At 72.4% G+C, this 21063-nt stretch carries 14 protein-coding genes; 5 read left to right on the top strand and 9 right to left on the bottom strand.

The genetic code is table 11. The features are described 5' to 3' along the window. Positions 1-7: 7 nt before the first annotated feature. Positions 8-496, bottom strand: a complete 489-nt coding sequence (locus ACQEVU_RS13090) for a hypothetical protein (protein ID WP_433323056.1) — start codon at positions 494-496, stop codon at positions 8-10. A gap of 86 nt (positions 497-582) precedes the next feature. Here ACQEVU_RS13090 and ACQEVU_RS13085 point away from each other — a divergent pair, with 86 nt between their 5' ends. Beyond that, complete coding sequence (locus ACQEVU_RS13085) at positions 583-2154, top strand: HAMP domain-containing sensor histidine kinase (RefSeq protein WP_433323054.1); 1572 nt, start codon at positions 583-585, stop codon at positions 2152-2154. Between the two features lies 1 nt (position 2155). Beyond that, positions 2156-2818, top strand: a complete 663-nt coding sequence (locus ACQEVU_RS13080; protein ID WP_433323051.1) for a response regulator — start codon at positions 2156-2158, stop codon at positions 2816-2818. A gap of 115 nt (positions 2819-2933) precedes the next feature. Here ACQEVU_RS13080 and ACQEVU_RS13075 read toward each other — a convergent pair whose 3' ends face one another. From ACQEVU_RS13075 to ACQEVU_RS13050, 6 genes are all read right to left on the bottom strand, one after another. Continuing rightward, positions 2934-4790: a copper resistance protein CopC gene (locus ACQEVU_RS13075; RefSeq protein ID WP_433323049.1), complete on the bottom strand. Its 1857-nt coding sequence runs from the start codon at positions 4788-4790 to the stop codon at positions 2934-2936. Positions 4791-4792: 2 nt separating this feature from the next. Continuing rightward, positions 4793-5260, bottom strand: a complete 468-nt coding sequence (locus tag ACQEVU_RS13070; protein WP_433323047.1) for a hypothetical protein — start codon at positions 5258-5260, stop codon at positions 4793-4795. Between the two features lie 57 nt (positions 5261-5317). Then, complete coding sequence (locus tag ACQEVU_RS13065; RefSeq protein WP_433323045.1) at positions 5318-8377, bottom strand: multicopper oxidase domain-containing protein; 3060 nt, start codon at positions 8375-8377, stop codon at positions 5318-5320. 20 nt (positions 8378-8397) lie between these two features. Beyond that, positions 8398-9705, bottom strand: coding sequence for a multicopper oxidase domain-containing protein (locus ACQEVU_RS13060; protein WP_433323043.1), 1308 nt, complete (start codon positions 9703-9705; stop codon positions 8398-8400). 10 nt (positions 9706-9715) lie between these two features. Beyond that, positions 9716-10975, bottom strand: coding sequence for a multicopper oxidase domain-containing protein (locus ACQEVU_RS13055; RefSeq protein ID WP_433323041.1), 1260 nt, complete (start codon positions 10973-10975; stop codon positions 9716-9718). Between the two features lie 115 nt (positions 10976-11090). Further along, positions 11091-13355 carry a hypothetical protein gene (locus ACQEVU_RS13050; protein WP_433323039.1) on the bottom strand — a complete coding sequence of 755 codons (2265 nt, stop codon included), beginning with the start codon at positions 13353-13355 and terminating at the stop codon, positions 11091-11093. A gap of 58 nt (positions 13356-13413) precedes the next feature. Here ACQEVU_RS13050 and ACQEVU_RS13045 point away from each other — a divergent pair, with 58 nt between their 5' ends. Further along, positions 13414-14814, top strand: a complete 1401-nt coding sequence (locus tag ACQEVU_RS13045) for an ISNCY family transposase (protein WP_433322813.1) — start codon at positions 13414-13416, stop codon at positions 14812-14814. A 69-nt stretch (positions 14815-14883) separates the two neighbouring features. On the opposite strand, the gene ACQEVU_RS13040 is transcribed toward ACQEVU_RS13045, so the two are convergent. Beyond that, positions 14884-17826 (bottom strand): SdrD B-like domain-containing protein, encoded by a 2943-nt coding sequence (locus ACQEVU_RS13040; RefSeq protein WP_433323037.1) that lies wholly within the window; start codon positions 17824-17826, stop codon positions 14884-14886. A gap of 317 nt (positions 17827-18143) precedes the next feature. Here ACQEVU_RS13040 and ACQEVU_RS13035 point away from each other — a divergent pair, with 317 nt between their 5' ends. Both ACQEVU_RS13035 and ACQEVU_RS13030 read left to right on the top strand, forming a co-directional pair. Continuing rightward, positions 18144-18812, top strand: coding sequence for a response regulator transcription factor (locus ACQEVU_RS13035; protein ID WP_433323035.1), 669 nt, complete (start codon positions 18144-18146; stop codon positions 18810-18812). Further along, positions 18784-19881, top strand: coding sequence for a sensor histidine kinase (locus ACQEVU_RS13030; RefSeq protein ID WP_433323033.1), 1098 nt, complete (start codon positions 18784-18786; stop codon positions 19879-19881). Before ACQEVU_RS13035 ends, ACQEVU_RS13030 begins: the two co-directional genes overlap by 29 nt. A gap of 62 nt (positions 19882-19943) precedes the next feature. Here the strand turns inward: ACQEVU_RS13030 and ACQEVU_RS13025 are convergent, their stop codons facing one another. Beyond that, positions 19944-20825 (bottom strand): universal stress protein, encoded by an 882-nt coding sequence (locus ACQEVU_RS13025; protein WP_433323031.1) that lies wholly within the window; start codon positions 20823-20825, stop codon positions 19944-19946. Positions 20826-21063: the final 238 nt, after the last annotated feature.

Raw genomic sequence — 21063 nt, 5'->3', positions numbered from 1 at the left:
GCTGAGGTCACTTGGGGCGCTGCGGCGGGCGGTACTGCTTGCACGCGTCCGCGGCCGCCGGGTAGGCCGGGTCCGCCTCCAGCTGCGACACCACCGGCCCGTAGTTGCCGTCCTCGTCGGGGTCGGGGAACTGGGCGATGCCGTGGCCGCGCATGCAGGCGGCGTACTGGCGCAGCGTCGCCATCTCCGACGGCGAGATCCGGTCCTGGGTCCGGCTGCCGATCTTGGCCCGGCGCACCAGCGCGTCGCAGGCGGCCGGTCCGCCGCCCTGGATCGGGTAGTTCACGTTCCACACGCCGTGCTCGTCCGGGGTGGGGTCGGGGAAGTCCGGATACCCGTTGGCCCGCATGCACTCGGCGACGCGCAGCCAGGCGGCGCGCGCGTCCTGCTGGGAGACGCTCGCCGACGGGGCCGGAGCCGGGGCCGCCCCGGAGTCGCAGCCGGCCGGCGCGAGCAGGGCCGCGCCCAGCAGGGCGGCGAGTCGATGATTCGGCATGGCCTTCACGCTCGCCGATGCGGGCCCGGCGGCGCTGCCCCCAAAGGTGGCCGCGCGGCGCCCCCATTTCGGGGAGGGCGGCGCTGATGTGGTCGCGCTTGGGCCTGCGCACGCGGATGGCCGCCTCGTACGTGCTCGTCTCGGCGGCCGCGGTCCTGCTCGTCGAGGCCGTCGTGCTCGCACTGGCGGTGCCGCGGATCCTCGCCGCCGACCGGGCGGCCGAGCAGGCCCGGGAGGCGGTCGCCGCGGCGGCGAAGCAGGACAACGAGTCCAAGGCGGGCATCGCGGCCGTGGAGCTGGCCGCCGAGATCGGGCAGGGGGCCACCGTCGCCGCGTCGGACGAGCCGGGGCACACCGACGAGGACCTGCTCGCCCTGGCGCTCAAGGCCAGGCAGGCCACGAAGGACCCGTTCCGCGAGGAGCCCGCCGCGCTGCACCGCGCGGCGGCGACCACGGACGGGCGGGTGCTGGCCGGCGCGCCCGCAGGGGCGTTTCCGCCCGGTTACCGGCTGCCGGCCGCGGCGCTGCACGAGTCGGCCGGCACGTACGACGACGGCGGCACGCCGGGCGTGTGGGCCACCGCACCGATCACGATCACCGAGAGGGCCGGCACGCAGCGCCGGATCGGCCTGGTGTACGTGGCGTACTCCACGCCGCCGAAGGTCGCGCCGGCGGCGCCCGCCGGCACCGGCGGGCCCGAGGTGGTCGAACACGACCGGACCGAGCCCGAGAAGCCGGCGGCGGCCGGCAGCGACGCCGGGCTGGAGCCGCTCATCGCGCCGGCCGTGCTCGCGCTCGTGCTGCTGTTGCCGGTCGGGGCGCTGTTCGGGCTGCTGAGCACCGGGCGGCTCATTCGGCGCATCCGCCGGCTGGCCGCCGGCACCGCGGCCATGGCCGGCGGCGACCTCGACGTGCGCGTGCCGGCCTCCGGCGGCGACGAGGTCGGCCGGCTCGAGGCGGCGTTCAACACGATGGCCGCCCGCCTGGCCGCCGCCCAGGACGCGCAGCGGGTCGCCGCCGGCGCCCAGGCCCGCCAGGCCGAGCGGGGGCGCATCGCCCGGGAGCTGCACGACGCCATCTCGCAGGACCTGTTCTCCGCGAGCCTGCTCGCCGGCGGGCTGCGCAAGGCCCTGCCGGCCGGCGGCGAGCTGCAGCGGCAGGCCGCCTCCATGGAGGACTCGCTGGTGCGCACCATGCGCGAGATGCGGGCGATGCTGCTGGAGCTGCGCCCGATCGCGCTGGAGGACGCGGGGCTGGCCGAGGCGATCGGGGAGCTGTGCCGTGCCTACGAGACGCGCCTGGACGTGCGCATCGACGCGACCGTCGCCGTGGCCGGGCTGCCCGACGATCCGGCGCTGGAGCATGCGGTACTGCGGATGACCCAGGAGGCCCTCGCCAACGCCGTCCGCCACGGCAACCCCAGCGCCGTCGAGCTGCGGGTCGAGCTCGAGCCGCCCGGCGCGGACGGCGAGCGCGCGGTCGTCGTGACCGTGCGCGACGACGGGGTCGGCTTCGACCCCGCCGCCGTCGCCGAGCGCCACGGCATGGGGCTGCGGCTCATGCACGAACGCGCCGCCGAGCTGGGCGGCACCGCCACGGTGCGCAGCGCTCCGGGCGAGGGCACGACAGTACGCGTACGGCTGCCGATTGGGGTGTGACGTGGACGCCGTCGTCAGGGTGGTCATCGCCGACGACCACGCGGTGGTGCGCCAGGGGCTGCGCTTCGTGCTCGAGCAGGAGCCGGGCATCGAGATCGCCGCCGAGGCCGCCGACGGCGTGGCCGCGGTCGCCGAGACCCGCCGCCACCGCCCGCACGTGCTGCTGCTCGACATGCTGATGCCCGGGCTGGACGGCCTCGGCGTGCTGCTCGAACTGTCCACCCTGGAGGACCGGCCGGCGGTCGTGGTCCTCACCTCCTACGCCGACGAGGCCCGCGCGATGGACGCCGTGCGGGCCGGCGCCCTGTCCTACCTGCCGAAGACGGCGTCGACGGACCGGGTCGTCGAGGCCGTGCGGGCCGCCGCGGCCGGCGGCAGCGTCCTGGACCCGGGCGTGGCCGCGGCCCTCGTCCGCCGCGTGCGCGGCACCCCCGGCGAGAGCCCCCTGGACCGGCTCTCGGCCCGCGAGCGCGACGTGCTCGCCGAGCTGTCCCGCGGCCGCTCCAACCGCGAGATCGCCAAGGTCCTGTCGCTGGGCGAGCAGACGGTCAAGTCCTACGTCTCCAGCATCCTGACCAAGCTGGACCTGCAGGACCGCACCCAGGCCGCCATCTTCGGCCTCCAGCACGGCGTCGTGCCCCTCGGTGACGCGCTGGACCCCTGACCCGCCGGACACGAATGCTCACGGCGTATCCGTCGCGCCGCGGAGACGATGGGACACCGTGGCCGCCGTCTCGTCCGCGGCGGCCACGGGTCTGCGCACAACGCCCTCCGATCGATCAGGTCTGCGCTGCTCCGGCCAGTGGCTTCTCCTCCCGCTCGCCACTGCCGGTCGCCGGCTCGGCAGCGGTGCCCAGCACAGCCGCTGGCGCGGATGCGCGACGCCGCCGGCGCCAGAACTCCGCACCGGCCCCTGCGAGGCCGGCGAGGCCGGCCACGAGGGCGAGCCAGGTGGTCGCGGGCCGCATCGGTGCCGCTGAGAAGGTCGGTGGAGGGGGAGGTGTGTCGCTGCCGACGACCCAGGAGTGGACGTCGGTCACCGGGGCCAGCCCATCGCGTTGTACCGTCACCGCGACGCGCCACTCGCCCGACGCCGTGATGTCGTCAACCGTGACGGCCCAGCCGCCGTCTGCCGAACGCACCACCGGGTGGACCGTCTGCGCGCCCTCGGGCGAGCGGAGGATGACCGAGACCCCGGTGATCGGCGCGAGGGCCGGTCGCCGCGTGTCGGCGACGGTGATGGTGATGACGTTGCGTCCGGGGACGTTCGGCCGGACGGCCAGGGTGTCGACGAGGTCGGCGGTCTGGCCGGTGGACTGCGGAACGACCGCCAGGGCGGGGCTGGTCGCGAAGCGCGGCCCGCGCGCCGGGCCGGCGGAGCCGAGGGCACCGGCCAGGCCGAGGGCGAGCGCGAGCGCGGTGGCCTCGGCCGCGAGACGGCGCCACGACAGCCCGTCCTGGCCGCGCAGCCGTCGGGCGGTGCGCAGCCCCAGGAGCCCGGCGACGGCGACGGCGACGACCTTGGCCACCAGCAGCAACCCGTACGGCGTGGTCAGCAGCGCATCCACCGTCGCCACCTGAGCGCCGGTCATGAGCAGCCCGGTCACGGCGAGGGTGGTGACGCACGCGATGGCAAGCGCGGCGAAGCCGCGCAGCAGCCCGGCGATCGCGGGACCGCGGCCGGTGCCGGCCCTCAGCGCGGGCACGAACGCGACCGCCACGGCCAGGACGCCGCCCGCCCAGGCGCCGGCCGCGAGGATGTGCAGCGATCCGACGGCGAGGGAGAAGGCCGTCGTGCCGAAGGCATGGCCGAGCAGTTCGGTGCCCGTGGCCGCGGCAACGGCCGCCACGGCGACGGCGGCCGTCCCGGTGGGGGACATGGCGGCGCGGCGGCGCAGGGCCCGGCGGATCCAGACGATGCCGCCGGCCAGGCCGAGCAGACCCGCCTCGCGCAGCAGCCAACGGCCGCCGGTCACCTGCTGCCACAGCAGCCCGCCGGACACCCCGGAGAGCTGGCTCCACAGCTGCGCCGGCGCGGCGGTCGCGGCCAGGACGGCGCCCGACACCGCCACGTCGGCGAGCGCGACGCGCAGCGCGCCCGCGCCGCCCCGGGCGAGCAGGGCCATCGCCACTCCCCCGAGCGCGGTGCTCAGGCCGAGCAGGACCAGTCCGCGCAGCAGTGCCTCCAGCGGGGCGGGGCCGCCCGGCCCGGGCGGCCGGGCCGCCGCGGTCACCTGCCGCTGGATGCCGATGACGAGGTTGCCGGTGGTGGCGTGCAGGTCGTCGCTGGACAGCGTCCGCCACGTGACGTGGTAGGTGTTCGCCGGCAGCGACGGGAGACCCGCCACGACGTCCATCGGCGACTCGGCGTCGCCGCCGCCGGTGGACCGGGTGTTGATCGACGTCGGCGCGAAACGACGCCCGTCGCCGTCGACGATGTCGATGTGCGTCGCGCTGAGCTCCACCGACTCGGTGAAGCTCAGGGTCAGCACCTGCGGCGCGATGGTGAGCACGGCGCCGTCGCCCGGTGAGCTCGTCACCAGGTAGGCGTGGGCACCGGCCGGGACGGCCGGGACGAGCAGCGTCAGGGCCGACGCGGCCACGACGACGGCGAGGCGCGCGGCGAATCGCAGCATGGCTACCGCACCCGCACGTGCGCCAGCCGGTGCGGTCCGGCCTGGATCTCGATGTCGTCGCCGCGTTTGATCGCGTTGGCGTTGTTGAGGTACAGGATGTAGTAGCTCTGGCCCGGCCGCAGCTCGTGACCCTGCTTCATCAGGGCCGCCCGCCACGCCGTCTTGCCGCTGCGCTCGTTCGTCAGCAGCGGCGGATGCTTCGTGTCGTTCTGGAACGCCGAGCCCTTCTGGGTGTCGAGGACGACGTAGCGCAGCTCGACCAGGCCACCGTCGGCGACGACCGCCGCCTGGGTGAACCGGACGCCGAGCGCGTTCTCCATCTGCGGGTCGTGGGGGACGCGGTAGTTCGGGGCGGCGCCCGCGGCGTCGGCGTAGCGCCAGGCGACGACGCACAGCAGCGCCAGCGCCAGGACCATGGTCAGGACTCGGCGGGACACGCGCAACCGCCGCACGGAGATCGGGAGCTTCATCGGGTTCCTCCGGTCTGGGCGGGCCGGGCCGTCCCGCACGACGGCCCGGCCCGCGGTTCAGCGATTGACTGTGTAGCTGTCGACGGCGCCGGTGCCGGTGTTGGTGCCGGTGGTCGCGACGAGGCCGAGCGCGGCGGACTCCACGGTCGACCCTGACGTGTTGCCGGTGATACTGCCGATCCGGGTGCCGTTGACCGTCAGGGCGACCCCGCCGGCCGCCGCCGAGGTCCAGTCGAGCTTGACGGTGATCGCGCCGGTGCCGATCCCGGTCCATGCCGAGTACTGCCAACCCGCCGAGGTCAGCACGCCGGTGCGCAGCTGGCTGGCGCCGGCGTTGGTCCGCCGGTACTGCACGGTGGCCACGGCCTGACCGGCGGCGTTGCGCAGCTGGTACAGGTCGACCGTGCCGCCCCTGGTGTTGAAGGTGCCCACCGCGAGCGTGAACTGTGCGTGCATCGCGCGCTCGGCGGCCGGGCTCTGGTCGACCACGTAGGCCGGTGTCGACCCGGTGAGCGTGAGTGCGTAGGAGTTGCCCATCGCGGCGGAGCGCGCCACGGCGACCGGCCCGACCCGCGACGACCAGGCGTTGGCGGTACCGCTGTCGAAGCCGTCGGCGAAGATCAGCGTCGATACGTTCACTGTGACCGCGACGGTCACCGCGGAGCCCCAGTTGCCGGCCGCGTCTTTGGCGCGTACCCGCAGGGTGTGTGCGCCGTTGGCGAGACCGGTCACCGTGGCGGCGAGCGCCGCCGTCGTCGCACCGGTGCCGGTGACCGTCATCGCCGCGGCGTTGCCGGCGCCGGGGTCGGCGCCCTCGAACCACTCGCCGGCCACGATCTGGCTGAAGGCGTCCGAGGCGGTGGCGTTGAGGGTGAACGACTGGGTCGTGACCGGGTTGGCGCTGGGTGCCGCCGCGGTGATCGTGGGTCCGGCGCGGTCGACGGTGAACGTGACCGCGGTGAGCGGCCCCCAGTTGCCGGCCGCGTCCCGCGCGTGGACCAGGATCGTGTGCTGGCCGTCGCTCAGGCCGGTCAGCTCGCTGAGCGGGACCAGGCCGTAGGTGTTCTCCGTCGGCGTGCTGAACGCGCCGTCGAGGGCGAAGAACACGAAGCCCGACCCGTTGGTGCCGGCGGTGTCGATGAACCCTTCGGCGCCGGCGATCGGCGACGCCACCCCGGCGCTCACCGGGTCGGTGAACGCGGCGTTGACCCGCAGGTCGCCCGGGTCGGAGGGGGATCCGACGGTACCGTTGGTGCTCGCCGGCAGCACGGCCCCCTGCAGCAGGGCGGGCGCGGTCCGGTCGACGACCAGCTCCGTGCTGCCCATCGGGCCCCACAGTCCCAGCGAGTCCTTCGTGTGGACGTACACCGTGTGCCGGCCCTCGGTCAGGGCGCCGGCGACCTCCGCCGGGATGGTGGCGGTCTCGGCGCTGATCGCGGCGCCGGGCTGGGCGAGGGTCATCGCCGTCCCGGCGCCGTTGCCGGCGGCGGCGTCGATGGAGTACTCGGCGGCGACGACGGTGCCGCCGAGCGCGCGGTCGTCGCCGGTCGCGCTGAGCGCCAGGGTCGCCGTGCTCGAGGTCGGGTTCGGGCTCACCGACACGGCCGTAGTGACCGCGCCGGTCACGGCGAGGTTGACGGTCGTGGAGTTGACGACGCCCCAGTTGCCGGCGCTGTCGCGGGCGCGCACCCACAGCGTGTGCCGGCCCTGCGTGAGGGTGGTCAGCACGGCCGTGTCGATCGTGGCGGTGGCGCCGGTGACGACGCTGGCGGTGCCGAATGCCGCCGACGTGAACGCGATGCCGGTGCCCTCGCCGATGCTGAGGTCGTCGACGACCACCTCGGCCGCGTCGACGGTGGAGCCGCCGTTGGCGACGTCGCTGAAGTCGGCGGTCACCGTGACCGGGGCCGTGACGCCGGCCGGGTCGGGTGCCGCGACGACCCGGCTGACGGTCGGGCCGACGTGGTCGCCGCTGATCGGCGCCGGATTGGTGTCGAGGAAGGTGAGCATGCCGCCGAACGCCTGGACCGGGCTCACCCCGGCCTGCGCCGGACCGTACCGCTGGCCGTTGTTGTTGAGCTGCCCGCCGGTCTCGAACACCATGAACCGGCGGCCGTCGGGACCGGCCGGGATGCTCACCAGCGCGTCGGCCGTCTGCCCCGGCTGCAGGGGCACGGTGACCGTCCCCTCCGGATAGGCGTTGGGGCGCGAGTCCTGGCCGACGAGCGACTGGTCCAGGCCGAGCACCGACATCGCGTGCGACATCACGCCGGCGTCGACGTAGCGCAGCAGGACCCGCCGCCCGACATCGGTCGCGATCGCGTCGGTCTCCGGGAACGACTTGCCGTTGATCATCCGGTACTTGGGCGCGTACTTGCGAAGGTCGAAGCTGTACGGGTCGGCGCTGGTGTTCAGCGCCGGGTCGAGGTCGCCGAGGACGAGCAGCGCCTCGTCGGCGAAGGCGGATGCCACGTCACCGTAGGCGGTCGGCCGGCCGTCGACCGGCTGACCCCGCACGACGAGGGCACCGACGAGCCCCATCGCCGTCTGGCGGGCGCCGTCGGCGGTGTGCCCGGCCTCGTAGAGATAGGTGCCCGGTCGGCGCGCGGTGAACGTGTAGGCGGCCGTAGCGCCCGGCGCCGCGCCCACCGGGTCCGGCGCCAGCCCGGTCACCGCCGGCAGGGCCAGCGACAGGTTCCGCGACAGCCCGTTGTGGACGCGAACGGTCACGGTGGTGCCCTGGTCGACGACGAGCGCCGGGCCGGGCGTGCCGGCCGGACCGTCCACGGTGGACGAGAAGCCCCAGATCGGCACCGGCGCCGCCGCGCCGGGCAGCACGAGCTGCCCGGCCTTGGCCCACAGCTCGCACGTCGCGGCCGTTGCCACAACCGTGCAGCCGGACAGCGGCAGCGGGCCCTGCGGGGGCGCGGGCGCCTGGGCCGGGCCGCGGGCGGAGATGCCCGCCGGCGGCGGGGCCAGGATCGGGCCGGACGCCGGTCGGCCGGCGAACCGGCCCGGCGACACGCCGCCCGGCAGAGCGGCGTGCGCCGGAGTCGAGAGGAGCAGCGCGGCCGTGGTGGCGAAGGCCGTGCCACGCAACGCGGTGCGGAGGTTCATCGTTCTGCCGTCCCTTCCGTTCACTGCGCTGGGCAGCCGACGGGCGGATCGATGCGGATGAGTGTCATCATTCCGCCGAAGCTCGCGCCGTAGTTGGTGGCCTGTTCCAGGGCGTGGCTGTGCGCCACGTGGTAGTACTCGCCGCACTGGTTGTTCTGCACGACGCCGGGCGGCAGCTCGCCGGGTGCGCCGCCGAGGTACGGGTTCTCGCTGAACCACGTCTCGGTGCCCGGGCCGACGATCTGGTCCTGCAGCTGCGGCAGCGGGACCGGGATCGGGTTGCCCGCCGGGTCCCAGTGCTCGGCGTTCTTCCAGACCATCAGGGTGTCGACCGTCTGGCCGGGCGCCACGTCGACGAGGAAGTTGGAGAACGACAGGTCCTGGCCGGCCGATCCCTGCGCCGGATGGCCGTCGCGGGCGATGAGCTGCTCGTCGCTGCCGTGCGGGTGGAACGGGTAGCTCGTGGTCCCCGCGTTCAGGTAGCGGATGAGCGCGGGCGCCGGGTTCGTCGCGGCGTCGTACGGCTGGATGTGGATGAGCGCGCCGTAGGGCTGGCTGGGAAGCCAGTCGGCGTGGTTCGGCGCGATCGTGTCCGGCATGCTCCGGCCATTGATCATGAAATACCGGGCCCGGTACTTCGTCCAGTCGTAAGCGCGGCGCCGCTCGACGGCCAGGTGTGCGTCGGGGTCGACCTCGGCGAGCATGTAGAGGTACTCGTGCGCGGTGTTGAAGACGGAGTCGGCCCGGTCGTTCTCGCGGTCGTGGTGCCCCGCGGGCCGGACCACGAGCGCGCCGTACAGGCCCATCTGCTGCTGCTTCTGCACGTCGGTGCCGGACTGGTAGAGGTAGGTGCCTGGCGCACCGGCGGTGAACGTGTACGTCACCGAGCCCGAGCCGGCGGCCGCGGTGGGCACCAGCGACATGAGGTTGCCGGCCGCGTCCGTCTCCGGCTGGGCCGGCTGGCCGTTTGCCAGAACCTGGGTCTGGCCCGGGAACATCATGGACGTGGACTCGGGCAGCTCGTTGTGCAGCGCTATGGTCACCCGGGTGCCGGCGTCGACGCACAGGGTCGGCCCGGGCAGCTGGAACGCGCCCCCGGACATGTTGTAGCTCCACATGTAGATGGAGTTGCCGTCCGGTGTGCTGACGTAGCCGGCGCTTGCGGTGACGGAGAAGGCGTTGTTCGTCGCGGTGGTGCACTCCAGCCCGGCGTTGCCCGGCGCCGCCGCGCTCGGCCCGATCGGGACGAACAGCGCCACGACCGTGGCGGCGGCCAGCGTGGCCGGCAGCAGGCGGCGCCGGAGCCGGTTCGGAACATGGCGGAGCATGTCGGTCTCCTTACGCGTTCGGCCGGCTCTGCGCGGCGATGGTGCCCGGAGGCGACACGCGGATCTCGGTGGCCTGGCCACCGAGGCCGCCGCCTCCCGCGTTGGACAGCGACAGGTAGTCGCGGTCGTACATCAGGTAGGTGCCGGGCCCCGGCGCGGTGAACAGGACGTCGCGGCTTTCGCCGGGACCGACGTGGACGGTGTTGGTCACCTGGTACTGGGCGGTGCCGTCGCGGCCCCGCAGCAGGCTGGCATCCTTGCCGATGATGGTCAGGTCGATCCCGTCCACGGTCACCGCGTGGGTCTGGTAGCCGAGGTTGGCGATGCGCAGCAGCACCCGCTCACCGCTGTTGCACGTGACGAGCGAGGAGATCGGCTGGTAGCGCAGCGGACCGGAACCGGTGAGCGGGTCGCCTCCGGGCGCGAGGGTGTCCGGGTACGCGCGTCCGTTGAGCGCGAAGAACGACGGGGCGTAGTCGGTCCAGTCGGTGGTCTGGATGTGGGCGTCACGGTAGTGCGCCTCCGGCCAGACCTCAGTCATCATGAACCCGAACTCGCGGTCGTAGCGGGTCGACCCGTCGCCGTCGTTGTAGGCGTACTTCCCGGCCGGCAGGTCGGTGGTGCCGGCGTTCTGGGCCGGCCGGACGAAGACCAGGCCGGTCATGCCCATCTGCACGTGTTCGACGTCTTCGAAGTGGCAGTGGTACATGTACGTGCCGGGGTCATGGGGCCGGTAGAAGTAGGTGAAGTCCCGCCCGATCGGTACCGAGATGGACAGCTCGGGCACGCCGTCGAACAGCGGGATGGCGTTGCGGAACCCGTGCCAGTGCACGGTGTGCCCATCCACCAGGTCGGGCCGCTGGGACAGCCCGAGGTTCGACAGCGTGATCTTGATGTCGGTCTCCTGGTCGAAGACCAGCATCGGCGCCGAGATCTGCGCCTTGCCGCGCTGCGCGGTGATCTGAGCGGCGGTCAGGCCGGTGACGTCGCGGAACCCGAAGACGTACAGGTTCGTCCCGGCAGGCGCGAGCGGGTCGGGCCAGAAGGGTGCGATCGGCGGCGCGCCGGAGGGCATGCTCACCCAGCCGTCGGTGCCGGCGAGGTGCACCTCGACGGTCGGGTTGGGCGGGGCGAGCGCCTTCCTGGCCGGGACCGCGGCAGGGGAACCGGCGGAGCTGCCGGATGGCAGCATCGCCCAACCCGTGGCGCCGGTGAGCCCGGCGAGCAGCGCGCGCCGGCTCAGCCCGGGCCGGCCTGGTTGACTGGACACGTCTACTCCTTGCTGGAGAACGGCTTCGAGCAACAGCTGTGGACGCGTCCCCGGCGGCGGCCGGCCGAGGGGGTACGGCCGCCGCCGGAGCGTGTGAGGGGCGTCTGCGTCGGGCTCAGATCTCGTCGGCTCCGATGTCCGGGAAGAGCATGTTGCGCCGGTCACCGTCGATGTCGAGGCGGGGCGGAATGAGCACGACGTTGCCGACGATCTTGACGGGAGCTCCGCCGTTCGTGGCCGCCGAGCCGGCGGCCAGGTGGTAGTTGCCCATCTGCGTCCCGGCGACGTCCTGCACGACGATCACCGCCTGCCGGAACGAGGGGAACGTCCGCGACGTCTGGATCTGAACGCTGGTCGGGAATTGCGCCACGACCTTCGGGTCGACGCCGACCTTGTTGGTGGGGCTCAGGACGGTGCCGGTCGTCGTCTGCAGCACCGAGTTCGTCGGCTCGAGCGGGCCCGTGCCGTCGGCGGAGCCCATGTCCCAGAGGTTCAGCGGCTCGCCCGGCGGCGCGCCCGGTGCGCCGATCCCGGTCACCGAGACGCCGTTCCAGGCGCCTGCGCGGTTGTTCCAGAAGATGTTGTTGAACATCTTCGGCTTGCTGAAGTTGGGCGAGTTGGCCGGCAGCGTTGCCTGCAACGGCGCACTGTTGAAGGTCGTCGACAGCCCGGCCGGGGCCGGCCGGCCGTCGCTGGTCACCGCGGTGGCCGTAGTGATGTTGTCCATCACGGTGTTGGCGATGAGGCGCACGTCGACCGCGTCGTCGAGCGCGATACCGCCGCCCTCGTGGGCCGAGATGTTCCCGGTCACCATGTTGTTGGTGACGGTGATCGGGAAGGTTCCGGCCTGCAGCATCCGGATCCCGCCGCCGTCGTCGTTGGCGAGGTTCGCCTGCACTACGTTGGCGTCGATGGTCAGCGGGCCCGAGCCCGGCGACGGCTGGTTCGGGTTGGCCGGCAGCTCGCCGGCGACCATGATGCCGCCGCCCTCGTCGTACGACTGGTTGAGCCGGATCTGGTTGTGGTCGATCTTGCCGTTGTTCGACCGGCCGAAGTGGGTGATCGCCCCGCCGTACTCCGCGGAGAAGTTCCCGCAGAGCGCGTTGTGGTCGACCGAGTAGTTCGTGCTGCCGGCGAAGATGCCGATACCGCCGGCCAGGTTGGTGCCGCCGTTGTCGCGGATCTGGTTGCGGCTGATGCTGACGTCGCTGTTGTTGGTGTTCACGTACGGGGTGCCGACGCGGATCGCACCGCCGTACGACCCGCTGTTGCCGACGATGACGTTGTCGGAGATTTCGGTGAACCGCGCGTTGGCGTGCAGGTACACCCCGCCGCCCTGGGTCACCGCGGCGCCTGCGGCGCCGTAGGGCGTCTTGACCGCGCCGGTGATGGCGTTGATGTTGCCGGCGAAGTCGGACTGGTTGCCGCCGGTGATCCGGAAACCGTTGATCGTGGGCGCGTTGCCGGCGTTGAACTCGCCGGCGCCGGCGAGCACAGTCACGACCGCGCCGTCCGGCACCGCCTCCGGCCCCGCGTACCGCACCAAGCCGACCAGGTTGAGCCAGGCGGTGCCGCTCGGGTTGTCGATCGCGAAGTTGCGACCGTCCAGGACGGACCCCCGCACGTACGCGCCGTCCGGGTACTGGCCGCCGGGCCCGACGCCCTGCAGCCGCACCGAGCTGTGCAGCACGACGTTCTCGTAGTAGGCACCGGTGGGGTTGTCGGTGCCGGTCGGCCCCGGCCAGACGACGACCAGGTCGGTGCCGTTGGCGCCGGCCGCGGCCTCGATCGCGGCCTGAACCGTGCTGTACGTCGTCTCGCCCGGCCGCACCGCCGACGCCGGCGGGTTGACCTGCCGCAGGCGCGGGTTGTTCTGGTTGTTCTGCGCGTTGGGCGGTCCGAGCAGCTGCAGAGTGAGGCCGTTGATCGTCGACCGGCCGGCGGCCGTGCGGATCGACAACGCCACCGCGCCGTTGGGTCCGTTGCCGACGTTGATGACGATCGAGCGGTCGGTCCAGGACACGATCGACGCCGACGGGTTGCCCTGCGCGCCCGCGAGGGACACGGTGCCGCGGGCCGCGCCGAAGCCGGTGCCGGTGATGGTCACCTGGCGGTTGCTGTCGTTGCTGCGAAGGTACGGCCGGGACACCGCGAACAGCTGCGGAACGTCCGCGGCGGGGTCGCAGTGCGGGTAGCCCAGCTGCGTGCCGCCGGACGAGATGGCGACCGCGGCCACCTGCGTCGGCGCCGTGTCGGTCACCGTGTAGAGGCCCGGCCACGCCTGGAAGTTCGTCGCGATCGTGCGGAACCTGGGGTTGTAGTTACTTCGACCTGAAAAAGTAGATCGACGGTTGTCGGCGTGTCCGGGTGTGCCGGACACGCCGGACTGTCACCATGACCGGTGACAGGATGTCGTTGGCACGCAGGGGATTGCGGTCATGCTGCGGACGCGGAATGTGCAGCCGTCGTTGTGGGAGTCGGTCCTGCCGGAGGTGTGCCTGCGGCTGCCGGCGGAGCTGGAACGCGTCGATGCCTGGCTGGACGACGAGCGGTTCTTCGCCCCGTTCGTGCCGCACTTCTCCGCCCGGATGGGCCGGCCGAGTATCCCGATGGAGACGTACCTGCGGTTGATGTTCCTCAAGCACCGCTACCGGCTAGGGTATGAGTCGTTGTGTGCAGAGGTGTCCGATTCGATCTCGTGGCGGCGGTTCTGCCGCATCGACATCGACGGGCGGTTGCCGCACCCGACCACGCTGATGAAGCTCACCACCCGGTGCGGGGAGCAGGCGATCGCCGCGCTCAACGAACAGCTCCTGGCCAAGGCGGTCGAGGCGAGGGTGGTGAAGACGGGAAAAGTCCGCGCCGACACCACCGTGGTGTCGGCGAACGTTGACTACCCCACCGACACCGGTCTCCTGGCCCGGGCGGTGACCCGGATATCCCGCCTCGTCGGGCGGGTCAGGGCCGTCGGCGCGGCGTCGCGGACCCCGTTCCGGGACCGCAGCCGGGCCGCCAGGCGGCGGGTTCGTTCGATCGCAGCCCATTTGCGGCTGCGTGGTGCACAGGCTCGCGAGCAGGCGCAAGCCACCGTCGCCCGGATCACCGGGCAACTGGCCGGCCTGGCCCGGCAGAGCGCGACCGAGGCGCAGGCGGTGCTGCGCAACGCCCGCCGCGCCGTGGCCCGGATGACCGGCCGAGCAAGAGGACGGCTCCGCCGGGCCGTCAACGAACTGGCCGTGATCCTCCACCGCACCGACACCGTGATCGCCCAGGCCCGCATCCGCCTGGCCGGCGGCAAACCCGACTCCGCGACCCGCCTGGTCAGCCTCCATGATCCCGACGCCCGCCCGATCGTCAAGGGACGCCTCGGCAAACCCATCGAGTTCGGCTACAAAGCCCAGATCGTCGACAACGTCGACGGCATCGTCCTGGACCACACGGTCGAGGAGGGCAACCCGGCCGACGCCCCACAACTGGCACCCGCCATCGCACGGATCACCCAGCGCACCGGCGGCCCACCGCGGGCGGTGGCTGCCGACCGCGGCTACGGCGAAGCCAGCGTCGAGACCACCCTGCACGACGCCGGCGTGCCAACGGTCGCCATCCCCCGCAAGGGCCCCACCGGCATCGCCCGCCAAACCCACGAGCGGCAACCCGGCTTCCGGCGCCTCGTCAAATGGCGAACCGGCTGCGAAGGCCGCATCAGCCACCTCAAACACCGCTACGACCTGCACCGCACCCGCCTCGACGGACTCACCGGCGCCCGAATCTGGTGCGGCTACGGCATCCTGGCCCACAACCTCACCAAAATCACTGCCCTAGCCGCCGCCAGAGCGTGAGACCGAGCCCGGCAGCCGCCCAGACAACAACCGCACCCCGGCCGTCGCTGCCTGCCCTCCTGGCGTCCCTCACTTTTTCAGGTCGAAGTAGTTACGGTTGACGTGCCCGGGCTGCCCGGGATCGTTGCCGACGAATCGGTACATGTTCGGGCACGGCCCGGCCGGCAGCGGGCAGTTGTACGTGCTCGTCGAGGGCTCGATCGCCTCGTACATCCCGTTGAAGTCGGTGTCGACGGTGTCGACCAGCCGGCCGGCGTAGTCGTACAGGCCGACCGGCACGTCCGGCAGCGGCTCGGCCTCGCCGTACATGATGCTGCGCTTGTCGTGCGAGAGCCCGAGGTCGTTGATGACCAGGCCCCAGAAGTGGGTGGGCAGCGGGACGGGCGTGAAGAGGTTGAAGTTCGGCGCGGACGTCTGCCCGGCCCGGACCTCGACCAGTTTGACGTCACACAGCGGCCGGTTCTGCCCCTCGAACGGGCTGCCTCCGCCGGCCACGAAGGCGGCGTTGGTCACGTGCACGGTGTGCGACGCGCCGGCGCACCCGGACACGATGCCGGTGCCCTGCGACGGGTCGGGGCCCGGGTCGGGCTGGGGCTCGGCACCCGGCGGCTGGTCCTCGGCCTGCGCCGGGCCGGGCGGGAAGTTCTCCTGCGGCAGGAATCCGTCGCCGTCGAAGACGTTGACGTCCTCCTCCCGCGTGACCTGGTACATCTTGCCGCCGCCGACCGGGTTGACGGGAATCTCCACGGCGACCAGGTAGTCGTCCGGCAGCAACTGCTGGGTCACGCCCTCCGGCAACGGCGCATACAGCGGCATGTCGTGGTTCGAGCCCGGGTTCTTCGGATCGCCCGGCGGGTAGAGGTTCAGCTTCGAGTCGGCGAAGGCGTAGTTGCCGTTCACGGTCTGCCCGAACGCGCCCGGCGTCGTGTCGGAGGGCGCGACGGTGAAGCCCATCATGGGCGACTCGACGCACATCTGGCCGGCCTGCGGACCGAACTCGGGCAGCGCGTTCTGGTCGGTCAGCGGCCGGCCGTCGAACATCCGGGCGGTGCAGCCGTTCCCCGGTTGCCACGTTTCCGAGGTGTACGCGTCGTTGAGCTCCGGTCCGCGACTGATCGAACCATCGGCCTCGCGCACCGGGTCGCCGTTGTCGTCGCGCACCACGGCGTAGAGGTGGACCTTCACGTTCGGCACACCCGGCTGGTACGGCTCGGTCGCGGCGTTGGCCGGGTCGAGCTCGTTGCGCGTGGTGTCGTAGGTGACGGTGCCGGCGATGCCGCCGTTGTCGGGGCCCTTGTAGGTCTGCACCCCCCAGTCGACGCGGCCGCCCAGGCCGATGATGGGCAGGACGTTCACGTCCACTGCCGCGCCGAGCAGCGTGGTCGCCTCGGGCTCGTTGTCGGCCTGGTACGTGATGCCGGTCGTCTTGTACCGGGTGTTGAACGCCTCCAGGACGTTCCACTTGGACAGCGGGTACGCCTGACGGATCTCGTAGTCACCGTTGCGGTCGGTGGTCACGGTGTTCGTGCCCTGGTCCATCAGGGAGTTGTCGCGCTCCTTGAGGGCGACCGGGAACTGCGGGACCCCGGCCTCACCGGGATCACGCTTGCCGTTGCCGTTGCTGTCGATGAACACGGTGCCGCGGATGCTCGTGAACCAGCCGACCAGGATCTTGTTGCCGATGTCGACGGTTTTGCCGCCGCGCACGGTGACGTTGAAGAAGTCGAGGATCGTCTCCTGCGGGCCGTCCCACAGCGTCAGCGAGTAGTCGCCGTCCGGGACGTTGCGGATGTCGAAGGAACCGTTGGCGGCGCCCCGGGCGAGGTACACCATCTGATCCCCGGCGCCGAGGTTCGACAGCGCGACCCAGGGCTGTGCCACGGGACCCGCGATCTTCGACCCGGCGACGCCGTCGTTGGGCAGCGTCACGCCACCCTGCCCGCCGACGTACGTCCGGCCGAGCACCGCCGTGCCGGTGATCCGGCCGGTGACGGCCGAGTTGGCGGGCAGCGCCTTCGGCGCGACGAAGCCGAAGTCGGCAAACGGCACGCGCTCGCCGCCCAGGGTCTGCTCGGTGTCGTAACCGGTGTCGCCCTCCTGAACCCAGATGTCCCAGTCGTGGCCGCCCTCGAGCGTGGTGGTCTGTACCCACGTCGTGCCTGTCGGCGGCACGACCTGCGCCGCGTAGCGGTTCGGGCCGAGGTTGGGGATGACGATGTCGCCGTTGGCGTCGCTGACGCACTTGCCGGTCGACCCGGCCGCGATCACCGGCTTGCCGTCGGCGAACACCACCTGACCCGCGGGGTGCGAGGCGTCGGGCGCGGTGCGCTCGTAGACGGTGCACAGCGGGTTGCCGTAGTAGTCGGTGGTCACCTCGCCCATCACATCGGATACGTGGGCGGTGAACCCGGCCAGGCCGGGCTCGGCGCCCACCTCGTAGGTGCCGTCGACGGGGACGGAGTCGTTGAAGACCCGGATCCGGATCGTGCCCAACGGCAGCGGGTACGGCTGCATCGCGACCGTGACGTCCGTCGTCGCCCCATTGATCGTGAAGTGCTCACCGTCGATCTTGTACCCGTCGGCGGTGACCGAGATCAGGTACCTGCCGTTGGGCAGGCTCGTCAGCGCCGTGGCGGCGTTGAGGTCGTTCTGGTCGCCCTGCGCCACGACCGGCACCGCGCCGGGCGTGTTGCGGATCGACGGCCACTTGCAGGTGTCAGCGAAGTTCGGCGGGCTGTTCACGCCGGCCCGGGACGGCAGGCAGTGCTCCGGCGCATCGTGCGCGTCGCCGGTGTCGTCAGCGGTGATCAGCCATCGGTACTGCGTGACCGGATCGCCCTGCTGGATCTCGGGTGCGGGTCCGACGGTCCGGGCGCTCTGCACCCGGAGTCTGACCGCCCCGGACTCGGGTGCGGCGGCGGCGGGTAGTGCCAAGGCGACGGCGAAGCCTGCGATCGGCAACAGCGCGATCGCCACCACGGCCCACCACCGGCTCGTGAAGCGGCGCAACATACCGGTACCCCCAACGTCCTCAGCCGACCCCGCGGGCAGGCGTCAGGACGCATCCTGGGTGCAAACACCTCGCCAACTGCGACACATGACAGAGCTGTCATATGACCGTCATCAATGGCGCCGCCGTCAGGGCCGGCATCTGCCGGACTCCACTCGGCCAAGCGGACGGAATCGGCTCGGCCTTCCAGCGGAACAAACTTCGCAATCGCGCCATCTGGAAACACAAACGCGTGCGCCCCTAGCCGAATACGCTCCGGTGCCGCTGAAATATTGCTCACCGCACCGCCGACACGGTTTTGTCATACAGAGGGGACGGAATGCAACGGGTGCTGGTTATCGAGGACGACGACCGCATCGCGAAGCTCGTCGTGCGAGCCCTGCGCAGCGACGGATACGCGGTCGAGCGCGCCGCCACCGGAAACGACGGCCTCAGCGCCGCCCTGGCCGGCGACTTCGACCTGGTCATGCTCGACCTGATGCTGCCCGGGATGCCCGGCACCAGGGTCCTGGACCGGCTGATCGCGAGCCGGCCCGAGCAGCGGATCCTGGTGCTCTCCGCGGTTCCGGAGATCGGCAGCCGCGTTGCCGTGCTGGAGGCCGGCGCCGCGGACTTCCTCGGCAAGCCGTTCGCCATCGCCGAACTGGTCGCCCGGGTGCACGCCCGGCTGCGGGTGCCGGCACCCGGAGCCGGGGAACGCTGGCTGCGGGTCGGTCCGGTCGCACTCGATCTGCGCATTCGCCGCGCCGAGGTCAACGGGCTCCAGGTGAGGCTGTCCTTCCGCGAATTCCTGCTCCTCCAACACCTGATGCGCCGCGCCCCGGCGGCCTGCACCCGGCCCGAGCTGCTCACCGACGTCTGGGACCTCAGCTTCGACCCCGGCAGCAACGTCGTCGACGTGTACGTCCGCAGGTTGCGCGCCAAGCTCGACCGACCCGATCGCATCGAAACGGTACGCAATGTGGGCTATCAGTTCATCCTCGACTAGCCGGCGGCTCGTCGCCGCCTGGGCGGCGCTCGCGATCGTCTGCGCGATCGCCATGTACACCGTGCCCGGCCGCGAGACCGTGGCGTTCCATCTCATCTGGATCGGTCTCGCCGTGGTGTACGGCTTCAGCCGGTGGCGTGCGTCCATCATGGTGCTGGTGTTGCTCCTGGTGACGACGGTGACCGGCGCGATCCTGGTCCATCACGCCGACGCCGGATACATCGGGTGGGAGGAGACCACCGAGGAGCCGCTCATGACGGCGCTCTTCGGGGTCATGGTCTGGCATGTGCACCGCCGCAACCAGGCGCTGGCGCAGGTGCGGCGACTCGCCGAGGTGGAGCGGCGCCGGCTTGAGGTGCAGCAGATGTTCGTCCGGCTGGCCTCCCACGAGTTGCGCACGCCGATCACCGTGGCCCGGGGATACACCGACATGGTGCGATCGGCCCACCGCGACGCCACCACGCTGGAGGACACCGCCATCGTCCTCGACGAGCTGGACAAGCTGGCACGCATCACCGAGCGCCTCGTCACGCTGATGCAGATCGAGGAACCTCATCCCGTATCCACCGTCGATCTCGACGCCGAACTGGAGCGCATCGGCCGCCGCTGGTCGCCGACGGCGAGCCGGCACTGGACGGTGTACTCAGACGTCGGCTGGGTCGCCGCCAGCCACGAACGGCTGGAGGCCGCAGTCGATTGCCTGGTGGAGAACGCGCTGAAGTTCACCGGGCCGGACGACACCATCGAGCTCAGCGCGCGCCGGGAGGCCGGCTGCTGGGTCCTGACGGTCCGCGACACCGGTGCCGGCATGGCCGCGGAGACACTCGAGGCGGTGCGCCACGGCTGCGCCGGCGAGCCGACGGAGACCGGAACCGGGCTGGGCCTGGCGATCGTCCGAGCCGTGGTCGGCGCGCTGGGCGGACGGATGCACATACACAGCACGGCCGGCGGCGGGACGACGGTCCAGCTGCGCATACCTGTCACGACACCCGAGCCGGAGCCACCCGCGCGGTCCGAGTCCCGCAACCAGTACCCACACGAGACGAGCACAGGCGCCGCACCTCGGTGAAATCCCGCTAGTGAGCGCTCTCGATCCGCCGGGGCGGATCGGCTCGGGGCGGCGCCTGTCCATCAGCGGGCCACGACCACCGGGCAGGCCGCGTGGTGGACAGCCGCCTGGCTCACCGAGCCCAGGAGCAGGCCGGTGAAGCCGCCCCGGCCGCGCGATCCGACGACCAGCAGTTCCGCGCCGGCGGACAGCTCGGTCAGCACCGCGGCGGGCCGGCCGCGCACGACGGTCTGCCGAACGTCCACGTCCGGGTACTGCTCGCCCCAGCCGCTCATCGACTCGGCCACGGCGAGCCGCTCCTCGTCGCGCAGTTGCGCCGGGTCGTACACCAGCGGCAGCATCTCACCCGGCCCGGTGGTCGGCGGCCACTGGTACGCGTGCACGGCCGTCACCGCGCAGCCGCGGTACGACGCCTGCTCGAACGCGAACCGCAGCGCGCTGCGTGCGTCGTGGGAGCCGTCGATGCCGACGATCACCCGTCCGGCCTCCGGGCCGGCGGGCCGGACGGTGTGACGGACCACGACGAGCGGGCACGCCGCGTGCCCGGCGAGCTCCGCGCCGACGGAGCCGAGCAGCAGCCCGGTGAAACCGCCGAGGCCGCGGCTGCCCACTACGACGGCCACGGCCTGACGCGACTCCTCGAGCAGCGCGGCGGCCGGGTGCCCCACGGGCAGGTCGGTCGCGACCTCGATCCCGGGTGCGGCGGCGCGGGCGCGCGCGACCGCCTCGTCGAGGATCCGTTGCGTCGCCTCCCGCACCGTCGTCTCGTAGAGCGGGGGCACCGGAGCGCCCAGCGGCGCGTACAGCCCGGCCGGCCACTGCAGCGCGTGGACCACGCGCAGCCGACACCCACGGCGGCCGGCGTCGCCCGCCGCCCAGTCCACCGCGGCGAGGCTCTCCGGCGAGCCGTCCACCCCCACGACCACCGCCGTAGCCCGGTTCATCCCGTCGCCTCCCGAGTTCGAATGTGGACGTGGCCTACCCCGGGTGCCGCCGGCCGCCGCGCTCGTCCACGACCGGCGCCGCCGTGACGGACAACTCCTCCAGCAGGGTGACCGCGTCCGCCTCTCGCGAAGTCGTGGGCCTGCGCAGATACCGGTGCCTCGCCGGCCGGCGCCGGCGCGACACCGGTATCTGCCCGGTCGCGGCGCGTTCACGCCGCCGATCGCTGACGCGCCGGGC

It is taken from the genome of Dactylosporangium sp. CA-139066 (assembly GCF_050936175.1).
GTDB lineage: Bacteria > Actinomycetota > Actinomycetes > Mycobacteriales > Micromonosporaceae > Dactylosporangium.
The sequence above is the reverse complement of the archived record's forward strand: the minus strand, read 5'-3'. Positions and strand labels throughout refer to the sequence as shown.

Bases quoted from the DNA above. Each gene is read 5' to 3' on its own strand.
- ACQEVU_RS13090 (WP_433323056.1), bottom strand. From the start codon at position 496: ATGCCGAATCATCGACTCGCCGCCCTGCTGGGCGCGGCCCTGCTCGCG.
- ACQEVU_RS13085 (WP_433323054.1), top strand. From the start codon at position 583: ATGTGGTCGCGCTTGGGCCTGCGCACGCGGATGGCCGCCTCGTACGTG.
- ACQEVU_RS13075 (WP_433323049.1), bottom strand. From the start codon at position 4,790: ATGCTGCGATTCGCCGCGCGCCTCGCCGTCGTCGTGGCCGCGTCGGCC.
- ACQEVU_RS13070 (WP_433323047.1), bottom strand. From the start codon at position 5,260: ATGAAGCTCCCGATCTCCGTGCGGCGGTTGCGCGTGTCCCGCCGAGTC.
- ACQEVU_RS13065 (WP_433323045.1), bottom strand. From the start codon at position 8,377: ATGAACCTCCGCACCGCGTTGCGTGGCACGGCCTTCGCCACCACGGCC.
- ACQEVU_RS13060 (WP_433323043.1), bottom strand. From the start codon at position 9,705: ATGCTCCGCCATGTTCCGAACCGGCTCCGGCGCCGCCTGCTGCCGGCC.
- ACQEVU_RS13045 (WP_433322813.1), top strand. From the start codon at position 13,414: ATGCTGCGGACGCGGAATGTGCAGCCGTCGTTGTGGGAGTCGGTCCTG.
- ACQEVU_RS13040 (WP_433323037.1), bottom strand. From the start codon at position 17,826: ATGTTGCGCCGCTTCACGAGCCGGTGGTGGGCCGTGGTGGCGATCGCG.
- ACQEVU_RS13035 (WP_433323035.1), top strand. From the start codon at position 18,144: ATGCAACGGGTGCTGGTTATCGAGGACGACGACCGCATCGCGAAGCTC.
- ACQEVU_RS13030 (WP_433323033.1), top strand. From the start codon at position 18,784: ATGTGGGCTATCAGTTCATCCTCGACTAGCCGGCGGCTCGTCGCCGCC.
- ACQEVU_RS13025 (WP_433323031.1), bottom strand. From the start codon at position 20,825: ATGAACCGGGCTACGGCGGTGGTCGTGGGGGTGGACGGCTCGCCGGAG.